Origin of the sequence: Mycolicibacterium aubagnense (genome assembly GCF_010730955.1) — a bacterium.
Classification (GTDB): Bacteria; Actinomycetota; Actinomycetes; order Mycobacteriales; family Mycobacteriaceae; genus Mycobacterium; species Mycobacterium aubagnense.
Genome location: NZ_AP022577.1, coordinates 750,170 through 764,452, shown reverse-complemented (window position 1 = coordinate 764,452; position 14,283 = coordinate 750,170). Strand labels below are relative to the sequence as shown.

The following is a 14,283-nucleotide window of genomic DNA, read 5'->3' as shown; positions in this document are numbered from 1 at the left end:
CCGGGGATATTGTCGGCAGGTCAATATCAGTGCGGTTCGTGCTGCGGCGTCTGGTCGTCGTGCGGCGGTGGTCCCGCTTGCTCCGGTGCGTCCAAGACGCTGACACCGATGCCGTACGGCAGGAATCTGACCTTGCGGGCGGGGTCGGTGTTGTTCTTGTTGGCGCGCAGGGCCTCCAGCTCGGAGGGGTACACCTCCTCGACGTGCGCCCCGCCGTCCGCGGCCACGGTGTACACCACCCATACCCCGTCGCCCGTGTCGCCGGTGGTCTCGGGTTGGGTGGCGTGGCGCGGAGTTCGGGTCAGATCGTTGACCACGTTGGCCCAGGCAGCGCCGCGGCCGAGACGGTCGAACACGCCGCGGATGCCCTCGCCCGTCTCGCGCAGGACGCGATCGAACTCTTCCGGATCGATGCCGAACGGGCCGCTGTTGCTCATACCGACCAGTGTGCGCGACATCGGCGGCATGTGCCACGGCCATCCCCTCGCGACCGATCTGGGCAGTGGTGGACGATGGAACCATGCCCGTACCGCAATCGCCGACCCGCGAGGATCTCCTGGCCACCGTCGAACGCTCGCCCGCAGCCACGGCGGCGCACGACAAGGCCGGTTGGGTGAGTCTGTTCAGCGCCGACGGGCGCATCGAGGACCCGGTCGGTTCCCGGCCACATATCGGGCACCGCGCCATCGGGCAGTTCTACGACACTTTCATCGGGCCACGCACCATCGTGTTCCACCGGGACGCCGACATCGTCATCGACAACACCGTCATGCGCGATCTGGAACTGGAAGTGCACATGGGTGCCAAGGTGCAGCTACGGATCCCTGTCTATCTGCAGTACGACGTGGTTGCCGAGGGTGCTGAGACATCGCTGAAAATTGCTCGGCTACAAGCATTTTGGGAGCTACCCGGCATGGTCGCGCAGTTCGTCCGGTGCGGCGTCCCGGCGCTGCCGGCCGGGTTGGGGCTGTCCGGGGCGCTGTTGCGCAATCAGGGACCCGGCGGCGCGGTCGGCTTTCTCGGTGGTCTGCGCACCGGCGGGACCCGGGCAAAGCGGTCGCTCACCGCGTTGCTGGCCGACGCCGCGACGGGCGACGCACTCGCGGTCAAGCGGCGGCTCAGCGAGCCAATGCAGCTCACCCGCGGCCTCGAAACCCGGCTCAGTGTCTCCGAACTGGTCGAGGAGCTCACCGGAAGCCGCGTTCAGAAGGTGATCGCCGCGGGCCGGTACGTGGTAGCCGGAGTCCGGCGCGACAGCTACCGCGGGGTGGTCATCGCCGAGTTGGCTCCTGGGGGTCGGGGCATCAGCGGCCTGCGACTCTTTGCCGAATGAAGCTGCCCGTTGCCGCGGCTTCCGTCCCCGACATGAGAACGTAGTCACACCATGCCAGTGCAACCCCAACACGAATACATGTCCTACGAGGAATTCGGTCGACGATTCTTCGAGGTCGCCGTCAGTGAGGAACGCGTCGCGGACGCGATCGGCGGGATCGCCGGCGAGGCCTTCGATATGGGTCCGATTGCCCAGGGGCCCGGCGGGCTCGCGAAGGTCACCGCGCGCGTGCAGATCAAACACCCAGTGGTGGCCCGGACGCTCGGGGAAGAGATCACCTTCGCCATCCGCATCCCGTTGGAAATCGATATGACGCTCGACCTGCGGATCGACCGGCCCCGGTTCATGGTGTTCGGCGAGATCAACCTGACCGCCACGGCGCGGTCGGCCCACCCGCTGCTGCTCGTCATCGATGTGAAGTCGCCACGGCCGTCGGACATCGCCATCCACGTCACGTCGTCATCGATCCGGGCGGAGCTGCTGCGCATCGTCGCCAACGTCGACGGCGAGATCCGGCGCTTCATCGCGCACCACGTCGCCGGCGAGATCAACAGTGCAGATGCCAAGGTCATCGACATCGGAACCCGGATCGCGAGCGCCTGGACCGGCGTCTGAGATTGTGCGAGGCGGTACCGGCAACCCGCTTCCCTTATGATTCAGGGCATCATGAAGAGCCCATTCGGTACCGCCATCGTCATCGCAGCTACCACCGCCGGCATCGTCGGCAGCCTGGTCACGGCCGGTTCGGCGAGTGCGGATGCCGGTACCGAGGCGTTCACCAACGTCCTCAACAACGCCGACATGATGATGCCGAACGGTTCTGATCCCGTGGCGCTGGGGCAGTCGGTGTGCCCGATGTTGGCCGAGCCCGGCCAGACCGTCGCCGACGCCGCGGCCAAGGTCGCCAATGCGTCCGGGATGTCGCTGGGACCGGCCACCATGTTCACCGGCTTCGCGATCTCGTCGTTCTGCCCCGGGGTCGTCGGCGCGCTCGGGCGCGGCGAGTCCCCGCTGCCGCTGGGGCTACTCGGCCTCGGATAGCGCCGATTGGGCGTCGAGCGGCGCCAGGACTGGCCGTTTCGGCTCGAGCCCCTTACCCCGTGAGCTGCCCAGCGTGTGTCGCCAAACCCAGGGCATCAGCATGTTCTGGGCCCACATCAGCTGCGAGTACATCCGCTCGCGCAACCGCGGCAGCACCAGCTCGCCCTCGACTTCGGCCCACCTGTGGTTGCTGCCCGGCAAACCCAGCGCCTCCGCGGCCGCGTCTGCGAACAGCTGGTGGCCGTGCGGGGAACCGTGCACCCGATCGATGGCCCAGGTCGCGGGATCGAGCATGGATGTGGCCGAGGACAGGTCCACCAGCCGGAAGCCGAAGTGGGCCGAATCGGCGCGGATCACGTCGTTGATCCGGCGCAGCCGGCCGCTCAGCACCCGGCCGATCGGCAGGATGCGGGCGATGTCGGGAAAAGTCGTCGTGACCACGGTCGCGCCGGTGGCCGCAAGCTCGGTGTGCACGCGCTGCATGTCCTCCAGCGCCCGGTCGAAGCTGCGCACCGGCCTCGTGACGTCGTTCATCCCGATGCAGCTGGTGATCAGGTCGGGATTCATCGCCCGGGCCTGCGGCAGCTGACGTTCCAGCACGTCACTGATGCGCCGGCCCCGGACAGCGAGATTCGCGTATTGGAGCCCGGGCTGTAATGCGTTGAGCCGCCAGGCCAGGCGGTCGGCGAAGCCGTGAATACTCGTGTCGTCGTCGCCGTCCAACAGGCCCTCGGTCTGGCTGTCGCCGAGCGCGACGTATCGGGAATAGCCGATGGTCACGACCGTGACTGTAGTGAACGATCGCCAGAACTTCAGCGCAGCCGCTAGCCCGGCCAGATCACGTCGAGCGGACGGCCCACCACACTGAGCTGATTGATCAGCTCGTCCAACACGGCGCGGGGCAGGTCGAACTGCCATTCCGGCAGCGTCACGCCGACGCGCACGACGCCCGGGCCGAGTTCCACCGAGGTCAGGGTGGCCCCATACGGCAGCTCGGGCAGCCGCACCGGATATGCCGGGGCGAGCCCGGGCACCGGCACCCGGGTGGACCCCACAGTCAGGCCGCGAGGCTTGAGCCAGAGCGTGTTGCCGTGCAGCTGGGGATCGACCTCGATGACCCCGGAGCGGAAGCGGGACAGCCGGATTCGGGCGACGGCGTCCGCGCCGACCGCGGTGCTGACCCGTGGCTCGGCGGCCCGGATCAGCTCGTCGAGCGAGTCGGACGGGATCTCCACGCACAACTCGACCGGTGCGGCGACCAGCATCGGTGGCACCGAAGGCCGGACGCGCAGGTTGTGCAGCGTCGCCGATGCCGAATTCAGCACGGTACCAGCCCATTTCACCTTGTGCGCGGCGATGTTGACGGTGCCGATGTGGCCCACGGCGAAGATGCCGGCGTCCCACCGGGAATCGAACTCGGCGACGGTCAGGGTCAGGTCGCTGGTGCTCAGGCGGACCGTGATCCGCCGCCCGATCACCAGCGGTCGTACCGTCAGGAACGCGGTCCGGTACGCCGCGGCGGCCCCGGTGCTCATCGGCAGCACCGCAGCGGTCGACACCACCGAGGCGAACAGGTCGAGCGGTCGGAGCGGGTCCCACCGGCGCGGCGGACGCGTCATGGGCTCAAGCATGCCTGGATCTGCCGCCGGTGCACCAGTCGGCAGCCCGGCATGGCTGCCCGGTAGCGTCGAGTCGTGGCTGAGTCTGATGAGCTGTACCGGCAACGCGACCGCGCTGATTCGTTCGGCGGCGCCGCCCGGTCATATGACCAACACCGGCCCCGGTATCCGGAGCCCATGCTCGACGAACTGGTCGGTACGGCCCCGGTCCGGGTGCTCGACGTTGGTGCCGGGACCGGCATCGCGTCCCGCCAGTTGATTGCCCATGGGGCGGAACTGGTTGCGCTGGAACCGGATCCACGGATGGCCGAGGTTGCCGCCGAACACGGCGTCAGTGTCGAGGTGGCCACGTTCGAAGACTGGGACGACGGCGGCCGCACCTTCGACGTGGTGCTCTTCGCCCAGTCGTTCCACTGGGTCGACCCGGTGGCGGCCCTGCCGAAGATTCGCCGCTTGCTTGCCCCGGGCGGGCGGTTGGCGCTGGCCTGGAACCGGCTGTTCCCGGTCCAGCCCTCACGTGCGGACTTCGCGGCGGTGTACCGCGACTACCTCGACGCCGCTTCACCGTTGGTGACGGCGACGCCGACCGGCGGTACGGGTTCGGGCATGGACAGCGGCGACGTCGTGACCGACCTGGAGGCGGCTGGATTTGCGGTGCGGCAGCTGACCTACGAGCGCGGTGAGCAGTACACCGGCGAGCAGTGGCTGGATCTGGTGTTCACCTACTCCAATCACCTCGTGTTGCCCGCCGACCGGGCGGCGGAGCTGCGTGCCCGGCTGGCCGAGGTGATCGGTGCCGGCGGGGTGCAGGTCGGCGGCGACACCCTGCTGCTCGTCGCGCAGCCGGCCTGATTCCCGACTAGTCGCGGAGCCGGCGGACGGGCCGGGTCTCGATGGCGTTGAGCGTCAGCGCGCGGCGCCGGATGCGCCAGCCGTTGTCGGTCCGGACGTACTCGTCGTCGTACCGCACGTGCCACACCAGATCGGTGACGTCGGTGGAATCGGTCGCGCGGGTCCAGTGGTGGGCGACGCACGTGATGCGGCCCCGGGCGTGGTCAGCGGCGTCCGTATAGACCTCGCCGACGATCTCGTGCTGGGTGCGTTCGACACCGGACAGGGCGGCCATCGCCGCGCGCACCCCGTCATGGCCGTGCCCGGACCGTACCGGCTCCAGCGACCGGGGCGGATCCGGTAAGACCAGTTCCGCTGTGCCGGTGAAGAGTTCGGCGACATCGTCAAACCGGCGGTCATCGACGTCAGCGGCGTAGCGGTGCACCAGGTCGGCGAGATCGAGCCGGTCGGCGACGGTCAACGGCACGGCGTGAGCCCGAGTCGCTCGGCACAGGCCGACAACATGTCCTTGGCCTCATCGATGTCGGTGACCGGCGGCATGGCCAGTACGATGCGGTCGGCGCCGAGCTCCGCGAGCCGGCCCGCACGGTCGGCGTCGACCTTGGTGACGAGGTGCCCGAGGGACAGTTCCAGGGCATCGGGATCCCGGCCGGCCTGCTCGGCCGACTCGCGCATCAAGGCGATCAGCCCCGACAGCTCCTCGCCGGCGACGCCGAGGGGCTGCAATCCGTCGCCGCGCCGGCCCGCCCGGCGAGCCGCGGCCCGGCTGTGCCCGCCGATGTGGATCGGTATCGGCGAGACGGGTTTGGGATAGCAAGCGGCGTTGGCGAATTCGAAGAACTCACCGGAGTGGGTGGCACCGTCCGGCTGATCCGACCACAGCAGCCGCAGGACATCGATCTGCTCGTCGGCCCGCCGGCCCCGGGCGTCGAACGGAGCGCCGCAGGCTTCGATCTCCTCGCGCAGCCAACCCATACCGACCGCCAGGCGAATCCTGCCGCCGGACAACACATTCAGCGTGGCAAGGCGCTTGGCCAGGACCACGGGATGGTGGTTCGGCAGCACCAGCACCCCGGTCGCCAGGCCCAGGGTGCCGGTCTGGCCGGCGAGGAACGCCAGCAGATCCAGCGGATCCGGCACCGCGCAGTCGGCTGGGATTTCCACCCGGCCCGAGGCGTCGTACGGATACACGCTCGAGTACTCGGTCATCAGAACCGTATGTTCCACGGCCACAATGGATTCGAAGCCGCAGCTCTCCAGGTGTCGGGCGAACTGCGTCATCCAGACCGGGTCGGCGGTGACGCCCGCGGCGACCGGTGCGACCACGGCAAACCGAGGTGACATCAGCGCCTCCGCTCGCTACGGCGAATCTCTTCCCAGCACTGCAGCCGCGTCATACCGGTGCGGTCCATGCACTCACGGATCGGCGTTTCCTGTTCTGGCGCGGGCGTTTCGGTGGTGGTGGTCGGGGTGCTGGAGTCGACCGTGCCGGTGCTGGTGACGGTGGCCTCCGTGGGGCCGGGCCCGACCGGGAGCTGCGAGGGCGCGGGCGCCATCGTCGACGACGGGCTCGGTGTCGCTTCCGTGGCCGACGGCGTGGTGGTAATCGGAGGAGTCGAGGACGTGGCCGGGCGTTGCGGTACCTGCCGCTCGTCCTTGGCGCGGGTGAATTCGGTTGCCGCGAAGACGAGTGCGCCGATCAGCAGCACGGTGAAAAGAACGGCCAGCACAAGGGATCGGCGCGAGCGGGAGGTCTGCTCGGATTGCAAGACCTCGGTCCGGCGGAGCGTCGCCGGGGCCAGGGTGGTGGCATCCGCACCTGACATGCCCAGTCCGTGCTGCAGCGCCCGCGCGAAATCGGTGCACGTGTCGAAGCGGTCCTTGGGATCCTTGGCAAGTGCCTTGGCCAGCACCGGGTCCAGGGCGGCGAGGTCGGGCCGGCGCTCCGAGAGTGCCGGCGGGGGAGTGCTGAGGTGCTTGCCGATGATCACCGCCGCGTTCGAGTTCTCGAAGGGTGGTGCCCCGGTGAAGAGCTGGAATGCGGTGGCCGCCAGCGCATATTGGTCGGCGCGGCCGTCGATGTTGCTGCCGGTCAGTTGTTCCGGAGCGGCATAGAACACGGTTCCGACGGTCATGTTGGTCGCCGTGAGCCCGGCGGAATCGTTGGCGCACCGGGCAATACCGAAATCGGCCAACTTGATTCGCTTGTTCGCCGGATCGGTGTCGCTGATCAGGATGTTGGCCGGCTTGACGTCGCGGTGCAGCAGATCGTGTTGATGAGCGTAGTCGAGCGCTTCGGCGACCGCGCTGATGATCTCGGCCGCTTGATCGTCGGATACGCCGTTGTTGCTGCGAAGCAGGCGGCTGACGTCTGTGCCGTCGACGTACTCCATCGAGATCCACAACTGGCCGTCGAAGTCGCCACGGTCGTACACCCCGACGATGTTCGGATGGGACAGCGCGGCGGTCAGATCGGCCTCGCGCAGAAACCTCTCGCGGAACTCCTCGTTGGCCGACATCTCGGGGCGCAGGACCTTGAGCGCATCCAGCCGGGGCAGCCGGGGATGCCGCGCGACGTAAACCTCACCCATTCCACCGGAACCGAGGCACCTGACGATGGTGTATCCGGCGAAGTCGGTCCCGTCGGCCATTGGCATTGGGGCATCGTAAACCGCTGGTTCATGCCGTTGACTGGTGGCTTGTGTTCGGAATTCGGTGAAATTCTCGAACACAAGCCAACACTGGGGCTACAGGTCCAGGGTCAGCGGTCCGTCGCCCCGTGCGCGGGACACGCAGATCAGCGCCTGCCCGGCCTCGCGTTCGGTCTCGGTCAGCAATCCGTCCCGGTGATCGACCGCACCGGCCAGCACCTTCACCCGGCACGTGCCGCAGAAGCCTTGCTGACACGAATACGGCGCGTGCACACCCGCTTTGATCAGGGCCGTCAGCAAGGTTTCGTCGGCCGCGACGGCGACGGTCTGACCGGTCGAGGCGACCTCGACCTTGAACTCGTGGCCATCGGTGACCGGCGGTGCGGCGAAGCGCTCGAAGTGCAGCTCGATGTCGTCGGCCCCGACGAGCCGGGTGCGGATGGCACCCAGCATCGGCGCCGGGCCGCAGGTGTACACCGAAGTGCCCGGCCGGCAGTCGCCCAGGAGGTCATCGGCGGTCGGCAGGCCGTCGACGTCGTCGGTGCGGATCTGTACCCGGTCACCGAACCGCGCCAGTTCATCGAGGAACGGCAAGCTGTCGCGGCTGCGGCCGACGTAGAGCATCGACCAGTCGATGCCGAACTGCTCGGCGCGCGCCAGCATGGGCAGGATCGGCGTGATGCCGATACCGCCGGCGATGAACCGGAGCGTGCGGGTCGGTGACCCGAAGCCGGGCACCGACAGTGGGAAGGCGTTGCGCGGGCCGTTCGTGGTGATCACGTCACCGACGGCGAGCTGGTGCGCTTCGATGGAGCCACCGCCGCCATCGGGTATGCGGCGCACGGCAATTCGGTACGAACCCTGCTCATCTGGGTCGCCGCACAGCGAGTACTGACGGATCAGGCCACTCGGCAGGTGGATGTCCAGGTGCGAACCGGGGTGCCAGCGGGGCAGCTCCGCACCGTCGGCGCCGACGAACGTCAACGCCACCACGTCCTGATCGTGCGCGACCACTTGACGGTCGGCGAGCTTCAGCCGGATGGTGCGTTCGACGACGGCGGGCACCGGCGGTTTCCGCAACCGCGTGGACACCCAGAATGTGCTGCTGACGACGGCGTCGGCCACAGCGACCAGCGGGTCGTGCGGCAGCAGGCCCATCACGCTGGGAGGTGCCAGACGTGACCGGAAGCGGCGCGTCTTCACAGGTGCGCGGCGCGGGCGGCGGGCGAGGTGGCCAGATACGCCACGGCCTGCGCGGTCGAGCCCATGGATTCCGGGCTGTAGTTCGGCTTGAAGTACACCAGCGTCTGGGTCAGCAGCAGCTTCCGATAGTTCGGCAGCAGCCCCAGCTTGGAGTCGCGCATGCGCAGGCGCTGCGACTTCCACCAGCCCAGCTTCAGCTGCGGATCGTTCTTGACCAGGAACCGCATGCCGCGCTGGAAGAACACGTACATCAGGATCGCCACCACGCTCATGGCGCGGATGCGGTCGAAGTAGCTGTTCCGGAAGTACGTCGCGACCTCGTGGGCCACCGAGCGGTGCTCGACTTCCTCGGCGCCGTGCCAGCGGAACAGGTCGACCATGACGGGGTCGGCGTCGTACTGGTCCCAGGTGCAGTTCAGGACGAAGTCACCGAGCACTGCCGTGTAGTGCTCGACGGCCGCGATGAACCACAACCGCTCGATGAGGTTGTTCATCTTTCGCCGCGGGTCGGTCGTCTTGGCCGGCGCCAGGATCTCCTCGAACACGAACTCGACCTGATCCAGCATCGGCGTGACATCCATGCCGCTGCGCACCAGGTAGTCGTTCATGACGGTGTCGTGGGCCTCGGCGTGCATGGCCTCCTGGCCGATGAAGCCGCGGACGTCGTCGGCGAGCTTCGGATCCTTGATCAGCGGCAGCGCCTCGTTGAAGGTCTCGATGAACCAGCGCTCACCCGCCGGAAGCAGGATGTTCAACAGGTTCACCACGTGTGAGGCGACGGGGTGGCCGGGAATCCAGGACATCGGCTTGTCCGCGGTCTCGAAAGCCACGTTGCGGGCCTGGATCTGCACCGGACCCGGGTCTACCTCATGGGTGAATCGCTGTGGTTGCAGCATGGAACGGCTACCTCCGGATCCTCAAGCATCGTTGCGAGTGGATTCAGTGTAAGCGTTTTATGTGGGAACGGCGGTACTGGGTTTTGCCCAAAATCGCCGAAACGGCACTCCGGCGGGCAGAAATCGAGCCCTGACCTGCTGGAATGCCGTTTCGTCAGAGAACTACATACCGGGGACCGACATGCCCGGCTGCGGGCCGACAGGCGTTGCCTGCACCGTCGTCACACCGTTGGAACCGACATGCGGACCCTGCGGGGCTCCGGGCGCACCGGCTGCTGCGCCTCCGCCGCCCGACGCAGGCGCCGCGGCCTGGGCGTCCTCGACGGCCTTGGTGGTGCAGTTGAGCATGAGGATGACGCGACCGTGGCTGCCCATCTTCTCCTGGTCGACGATGCACTGTGCCTGCGGCACATCGCTGCCGACCGAGCCGCCGAAGGTGGCCTTCACGCCCTGGCTCTTGAGGATCGAGACGGCGCGTGCGTACGACTCACCCACCACATTCATGGAGTTGCTGCCACCGGGATCGGACGCGGCCACCGACGAGCCGAACACCGCCGTGGCACCCATCGCCACCGCACCTGCTGCCACGGCACCTGCCGTCAGCATCTTCAGCTTGTTCACCTGACCTCCTCGAGTACAGCGAAGATAGCGCAGATGAGTGGGTGGAGAAACTCGATTCAGTTCGATCCGGGTGTCACCGCGTTGCCCATCACCTGCGCCAACGCGGCCGCGCGTGGGTCGGAAAAAAGGTCTTCGAGGAGAACTTTCCGGCCGTCCGGACCGGCCAGCGGCACGCGCCAGTTCGGATATTCGTCGCTGGTGCCCGGCTGATTCTGGGTGCGGACGTCGCCGACGGCGTCGGGTAGGGCCAGCGCCAGCAGCCGCGACGGGGTGCGCGTGAGGTAGCGGTACAGAGCGAGGACGGTCTGTTCGGCGTCGATGGCGTCGGGCGCATTCGGCGGCAACAGACCCGCGGCCCGCAGGACAGCCAACCAGCGCTGCTGGTCAGCGTGGTCGGCCGCGGCCTCTTCCTCGTAGGGCCGGGTCAGCAGACCGAGATCGCGGCGCAGCCGTAGGTGTGCGCCGGCCAGGTAACCGGCCGTGGGCGGCAGATCATGGGTCGTGACCGACGAGAGGCAGTACTCGCGCCAGCGCGGCGCGGGCAGCGGGCCGCCGTCCCGATCCGCTTCGAACCACAGGATCGAGGTGCCGAGCAGCCCCCGGTCGCGCAGGTAATCGCGGACCCACGGCTCGACGGTGCCCAAATCCTCGCCGACCACCACCGCGCCGGCCCGGTGCGCCTCCAGTGCGAGGACGCCGATCATCGCCTCATGGTCGTAGTGGACATACGTGCCGTCGACCGGCAGCACCCCGTCCGGGATCCACCACAGCCGGAACAGGCCGATGATGTGGTCGATGCGGACGCCGCCGGCATGCCGGAGCACCGCCCTGACCACGTCGCGGAACGGTTCATACGCGCGCTCGACGAGTTGGTCCGGACGCCACGGCGGCTGCGACCAGTCCTGACCGAGTTGGTTGAACTCGTCCGGCGGTGCCCCGGCCGAGACCCCCGTGGCCAGCACATCCTGCAGTGCCCAGGCGTCGGCGCCGCCGGGATGCACGCCGACCGCCAGATCATGGACGATGCCCAGGGACATCCCGGTCTGGACCGCGGTGGCCTGCGCGGCCGTCAGCTGGTCATCGAGCTGCCATTGCAGCCAGCGGTGGAAATCGACACGGCTGCTGTGCTTTTCGGCGAAGGCCCGCACCGCCGGGTGGTCGGGGTGGTGGAACTCCGAGGGCCAGTCACGCCAGTCGGCGCCGTGTTTCTCGGCCAGTACGCACCACGTCGCGAAGTCGTCGAGGGTTCGTCCGGTCCGCCGTCGGTAACCGTCGTAGGCCAGGGTCCGGCCCGCCGAGCGGTTGGCCCGGTACAGCTCCTTTAGTGCAGTGCGCTTCGATTTCCAGGCCGCGTCCCGATCGATGAACTCGTTATTGTCGGCGCGGGACTGTGCGTCGGCCCGGGCTTTGCGCAGCGTCGCCGGCGTGCGGACGGCGGTGTACTCCGGGATCGCCTGCACCCGCAGATACAGCGGGTTGGCGAACTGGCGCGAGGTCGGCAGATACGGGGACGGCTCCATCGGGGGCACCGGCCCTGCGGCGTGCAACGGATTCACCAGGATGAAATCGGCGCGGTGCAAGGCGGCCGACCATACGGCCAAGTCGGTCAGATCAGTGAGATCGCCCGTGCCCCAGGAGTTTTGCGAACGCACGCTGTAGAGCTGGGTGGCCAGGCCCCAGGCCCGGCCGTTGCCCAGGCGGCTGGGCAACGTCAGGGTCTCCGGGGTGACGATCAGCACTGCTTCGGCATCCGCGGCGGTACCGGCTTGGACATGCAGCCGGTGATAGCCCAGCGGGAGGTCGTCGGGCAGCTCGAACGTCGCCTCGCCGACCAGGCGGCCATCCAGATTGAACGGCGGCCGGTTGTTCTCCAACTGCCGCAGCCCGGCCCGCACCGAACCGTCCTCCAGCCGGATCCACCCGCCGACGGGCGCCCCGTGGGTGACGTGGACCCAGAAGCTCCTCGATTGTCCGGACCGGGTGACGATGGTCGGAGACAGGGTGCGCTGCCAGTAGGCGCGCTCATGATCGGCCAGGGCCGTCACGCAGGCGTCTTCGGAATCGGCCGAGACGCCCAACGCCGCGAGCACGGCGACCAGCGTCGTGGCGGGGACGGCGTGCCCCGCACCGCTCCAGTCGACGTACTCGGTGGCCACACCGTGGCGTCGGGCGAGCTCGACGAGCGACGCGGTGCGATCAGTCATGGGCGCCATCTTGCCGCGATTCGGCGCACCATGGGAGGTGAGCGCGGGCTGTTTCGAACAGTGAATTGCCCTCACATTTCCGGGCGGCGGACGGCACGCGAGAAGTTACGCTGCGCGCGGAGGTGTCGACGTGAGTTCCGACCTGTTGTCCGGTGTGCTGCCGACCATGTTGCACGACCCGGTGTCATACGCCATCCCGTTCTTCGTGGTGGCGCTGCTGCTGGAGTGGGGCGCGGCCCGCAAGCTGGCGTACGACGAACAGCAGCGGCCGCCCTCGGGCGGCTACCTGCGGGCCGACGCTTGGACCAGTATCTGGATGGGCGCGGTGTCGCTGTTCACCAGCGGTGTGCTCAATTTCCTTGCGCTGGTCGGCTACGCGGCCCTCTACGTGTATGTCGCGCCGTGGCACCTGCCCGGCGACGCCTGGTACACGTGGGTGATCGCGATCCTCGGCGTCGACCTGATTTATTACAGCTATCACCGCATGGCGCACCGGGTGCGGCTGTTCTGGGCCACGCACCAGGCCCACCACTCCAGCGAGTACTTCAACCTGTCCACCGCGTTGCGGCAGAAGTGGAACCCGTCCGGCGACCTGCTGATGAAGGCGGTACTGCCGGCGCTCGGTGTGCCGCCGTGGATCGTGTTCGCCAGTTTCTCGCTGAATCTGGTGTACCAGTACTGGATTCACACCGAACGGGTCGGAAAGCTCTGGCGGCCAATCGAGTACTTCTTCAACACACCGTCGCATCATCGGGTGCACCACGGCCGGGACCAGCAGTACCTCGACAAGAACTATGGCGGGATCCTCATCATCTGGGATCGCATGTTCGGTAGCTTCACGCCTGAGGCCGCGCGGCCGAATTACGGATTGACCAAACCTGTTGGAACGTATGATATCTGGAAGCTGCAGACGCACGAGTATGCCTCGATGGCGCGGGATGTGCGTCGAGCCAAGGGGTTTGGTGATCGAATGGGTTACGTATTCGGCCCGCCGGGGTGGCAGCCGGCCGACTCGGAGTCCGCGCCGGTTCGCTGACGAGGGTGTCAACGTTGACGGAACGCGGTGATTTCTTCGCGATAACTCATTGTTCGCCAACTGTTTTGATTGCGGCGAGTGCAAACGCTGGCGTTCGCCGGAACCGTCGGTACTGTCGGAGGGCGACAGGGTGAACCGCGAACCAAAGGAGCTGGGCTTTCATGGGTGACACACTTCAGAAGGGCGAGAAGCTCGAGGTCGGCCAGTCGCTGACGTCGAACAACGGTGCGTACCGACTGGTCCTGCAGGAGGACGGCAACCTGGTGTTGTACGCAGGGGAGCAGTCCGTGTGGGCCACCGCCACCGACGGGCAGGACGTCCAGCGCGCCGAGGTCCAGGACGACGGCAACTTCGTGCTGTACACGCCGGACAAGCCAGTGTGGGCCAGCCAGACCGCCGGCACCGACAATGTCCGCCTCGTGCTGCAGGACGACCGCAACCTGGTGCTCTACAGCGGCGACGATGCCAAGTGGTCGTCGGAGACCCACACCGACGAGGTGCCCGCCTCGCCGGTCGAGGCTGCGCCGGAGCCGGCCGCCGAGCCCGAGTTCGCCGAGGTGGCTGCCGAGCCGGCGGCCGTCGAGGTCGCCGCCGACCCCGAGCCTGCCCCGGAGCCCGAAGTTCCCGCGGCGCGCACCTACACGGTGCAGTCGGGCGACACCCTGTGGGCCATCGCCGAGCAGTTCTACGGCGATGGCAACCGCTACCCGGAGATTGCCGGTGCCAGCGGAATCGACAACCCGGACCTGATCCAGCCCGGTCAGTTGCTGACCATTCCCTGACGTGGACGGAGCCTGGCGGCCCGGGTCGAAAGATCCGGGCCGCCA

General features: G+C 67.8%; 16 protein-coding genes. 6 read left to right on the top strand and 10 right to left on the bottom strand.

Features of this window, described 5'->3' with window-relative positions:
* Positions 1-26: 26 nt before the first annotated feature.
* A complete protein-coding gene (locus G6N59_RS03890; protein WP_138230914.1) occupies positions 27-437 on the bottom strand; it encodes an Rv0313 family protein in 411 nt (136 codons plus the stop codon).
* 83 nt (positions 438-520) lie between these two features.
* On the opposite strand from G6N59_RS03890, the gene G6N59_RS03885 reads away from it, so the two are divergent.
* The 3 genes from G6N59_RS03885 to G6N59_RS03875 are packed head-to-tail and all read left to right on the top strand — an operon-like array spanning position 521 to position 2,374.
* Positions 521-1,333, top strand: coding sequence for a nuclear transport factor 2 family protein (locus tag G6N59_RS03885; protein ID WP_170212406.1), 813 nt, complete (start codon positions 521-523; stop codon positions 1,331-1,333).
* A gap of 51 nt (positions 1,334-1,384) precedes the next feature.
* The gene (locus G6N59_RS03880) at positions 1,385-1,948 is read left to right on the top strand and encodes a hypothetical protein (protein WP_138230912.1); all 564 of its coding nucleotides are present in this window, start codon (positions 1,385-1,387) and stop codon (positions 1,946-1,948) included.
* A gap of 51 nt (positions 1,949-1,999) precedes the next feature.
* A complete protein-coding gene (locus tag G6N59_RS03875) occupies positions 2,000-2,374 on the top strand; it encodes a DUF732 domain-containing protein (protein WP_138230911.1) in 375 nt (124 codons plus the stop codon).
* Here G6N59_RS03875 and G6N59_RS03870 read toward each other — a convergent pair.
* Positions 2,357-3,154: an SGNH/GDSL hydrolase family protein gene (locus G6N59_RS03870; RefSeq protein ID WP_138230910.1), complete on the bottom strand. Its 798-nt coding sequence runs from the start codon at positions 3,152-3,154 to the stop codon at positions 2,357-2,359. The two genes, G6N59_RS03875 and G6N59_RS03870, sit on opposite strands and share 18 nt — an antisense overlap.
* A 44-nt stretch (positions 3,155-3,198) precedes the next feature.
* Positions 3,199-3,993, bottom strand: coding sequence for a hypothetical protein (locus tag G6N59_RS03865; protein ID WP_234884265.1), 795 nt, complete (start codon positions 3,991-3,993; stop codon positions 3,199-3,201).
* A 93-nt stretch (positions 3,994-4,086) separates the two neighbouring features.
* Between G6N59_RS03865 and G6N59_RS03860 the strand changes: the two genes are divergently transcribed.
* On the top strand, positions 4,087-4,845 hold the full coding sequence (locus G6N59_RS03860; RefSeq protein ID WP_138230958.1) for a class I SAM-dependent methyltransferase: 759 nt from the start codon (positions 4,087-4,089) through the stop codon (positions 4,843-4,845).
* A 7-nt stretch (positions 4,846-4,852) separates the two neighbouring features.
* Here the strand turns inward: G6N59_RS03860 and G6N59_RS03855 are convergent, their stop codons facing one another.
* The 7 genes from G6N59_RS03855 to malQ form a co-directional block, all read right to left on the bottom strand.
* Complete coding sequence (locus G6N59_RS03855; protein WP_138230908.1) at positions 4,853-5,311, bottom strand: nuclear transport factor 2 family protein; 459 nt, start codon at positions 5,309-5,311, stop codon at positions 4,853-4,855.
* Positions 5,302-6,189, bottom strand: coding sequence for an LLM class F420-dependent oxidoreductase (locus tag G6N59_RS03850; protein ID WP_138230907.1), 888 nt, complete (start codon positions 6,187-6,189; stop codon positions 5,302-5,304). Before G6N59_RS03850 ends, G6N59_RS03855 begins: the two co-directional genes overlap by 10 nt.
* Positions 6,189-7,502 carry a serine/threonine-protein kinase gene (locus G6N59_RS03845; RefSeq protein WP_170212405.1) on the bottom strand — a complete coding sequence of 438 codons (1,314 nt, stop codon included), beginning with the start codon at positions 7,500-7,502 and terminating at the stop codon, positions 6,189-6,191. Before G6N59_RS03845 ends, G6N59_RS03850 begins: the two co-directional genes overlap by 1 nt.
* A gap of 90 nt (positions 7,503-7,592) precedes the next feature.
* Complete coding sequence (locus G6N59_RS03840; RefSeq protein WP_138230956.1) at positions 7,593-8,654, bottom strand: PDR/VanB family oxidoreductase; 1,062 nt, start codon at positions 8,652-8,654, stop codon at positions 7,593-7,595.
* A 41-nt stretch (positions 8,655-8,695) separates the two neighbouring features.
* Positions 8,696-9,595 (bottom strand): metal-dependent hydrolase, encoded by a 900-nt coding sequence (locus tag G6N59_RS03835; protein ID WP_138230906.1) that lies wholly within the window; start codon positions 9,593-9,595, stop codon positions 8,696-8,698.
* Positions 9,596-9,757: 162 nt separating this feature from the next.
* Entirely contained in the window at positions 9,758-10,216 is a 459-nt protein-coding gene (locus G6N59_RS03830; RefSeq protein ID WP_138230905.1) for a hypothetical protein, read from the bottom strand.
* A 56-nt stretch (positions 10,217-10,272) separates the two neighbouring features.
* Positions 10,273-12,420, bottom strand: a complete 2,148-nt coding sequence (gene malQ / locus G6N59_RS03825; RefSeq protein ID WP_138230904.1) for a 4-alpha-glucanotransferase — start codon at positions 12,418-12,420, stop codon at positions 10,273-10,275.
* Positions 12,421-12,586: 166 nt separating this feature from the next.
* Here malQ and G6N59_RS03820 point away from each other — a divergent pair, with 166 nt between their 5' ends.
* Entirely contained in the window at positions 12,587-13,456 is an 870-nt protein-coding gene (locus tag G6N59_RS03820) for a sterol desaturase family protein (RefSeq protein WP_138230955.1), read from the top strand.
* A 161-nt stretch (positions 13,457-13,617) separates the two neighbouring features.
* The gene (locus G6N59_RS03815) at positions 13,618-14,238 is read left to right on the top strand and encodes a LysM peptidoglycan-binding domain-containing protein (protein WP_138230903.1); all 621 of its coding nucleotides are present in this window, start codon (positions 13,618-13,620) and stop codon (positions 14,236-14,238) included.
* Positions 14,239-14,283 lie beyond the last annotated feature (45 nt).

Bases quoted from the DNA above. Each gene is read 5' to 3' on its own strand.
- G6N59_RS03890 (WP_138230914.1), bottom strand. From the start codon at position 437: ATGAGCAACAGCGGCCCGTTCGGCATCGATCCGGAAGAGTTCGATCGC.
- G6N59_RS03885 (WP_170212406.1), top strand. From the start codon at position 521: ATGCCCGTACCGCAATCGCCGACCCGCGAGGATCTCCTGGCCACCGTC.
- G6N59_RS03880 (WP_138230912.1), top strand. From the start codon at position 1,385: ATGCCAGTGCAACCCCAACACGAATACATGTCCTACGAGGAATTCGGT.
- G6N59_RS03875 (WP_138230911.1), top strand. From the start codon at position 2,000: ATGAAGAGCCCATTCGGTACCGCCATCGTCATCGCAGCTACCACCGCC.
- G6N59_RS03865 (WP_234884265.1), bottom strand. From the start codon at position 3,993: ATGACGCGTCCGCCGCGCCGGTGGGACCCGCTCCGACCGCTCGACCTG.
- G6N59_RS03850 (WP_138230907.1), bottom strand. From the start codon at position 6,189: ATGTCACCTCGGTTTGCCGTGGTCGCACCGGTCGCCGCGGGCGTCACC.
- G6N59_RS03845 (WP_170212405.1), bottom strand. From the start codon at position 7,502: ATGCCAATGGCCGACGGGACCGACTTCGCCGGATACACCATCGTCAGG.
- G6N59_RS03840 (WP_138230956.1), bottom strand. From the start codon at position 8,654: ATGGGCCTGCTGCCGCACGACCCGCTGGTCGCTGTGGCCGACGCCGTC.
- G6N59_RS03835 (WP_138230906.1), bottom strand. From the start codon at position 9,595: ATGCTGCAACCACAGCGATTCACCCATGAGGTAGACCCGGGTCCGGTG.
- malQ (WP_138230904.1), bottom strand. From the start codon at position 12,420: ATGACTGATCGCACCGCGTCGCTCGTCGAGCTCGCCCGACGCCACGGT.
- G6N59_RS03820 (WP_138230955.1), top strand. From the start codon at position 12,587: ATGTTGCACGACCCGGTGTCATACGCCATCCCGTTCTTCGTGGTGGCG.
- G6N59_RS03815 (WP_138230903.1), top strand. From the start codon at position 13,618: ATGGGTGACACACTTCAGAAGGGCGAGAAGCTCGAGGTCGGCCAGTCG.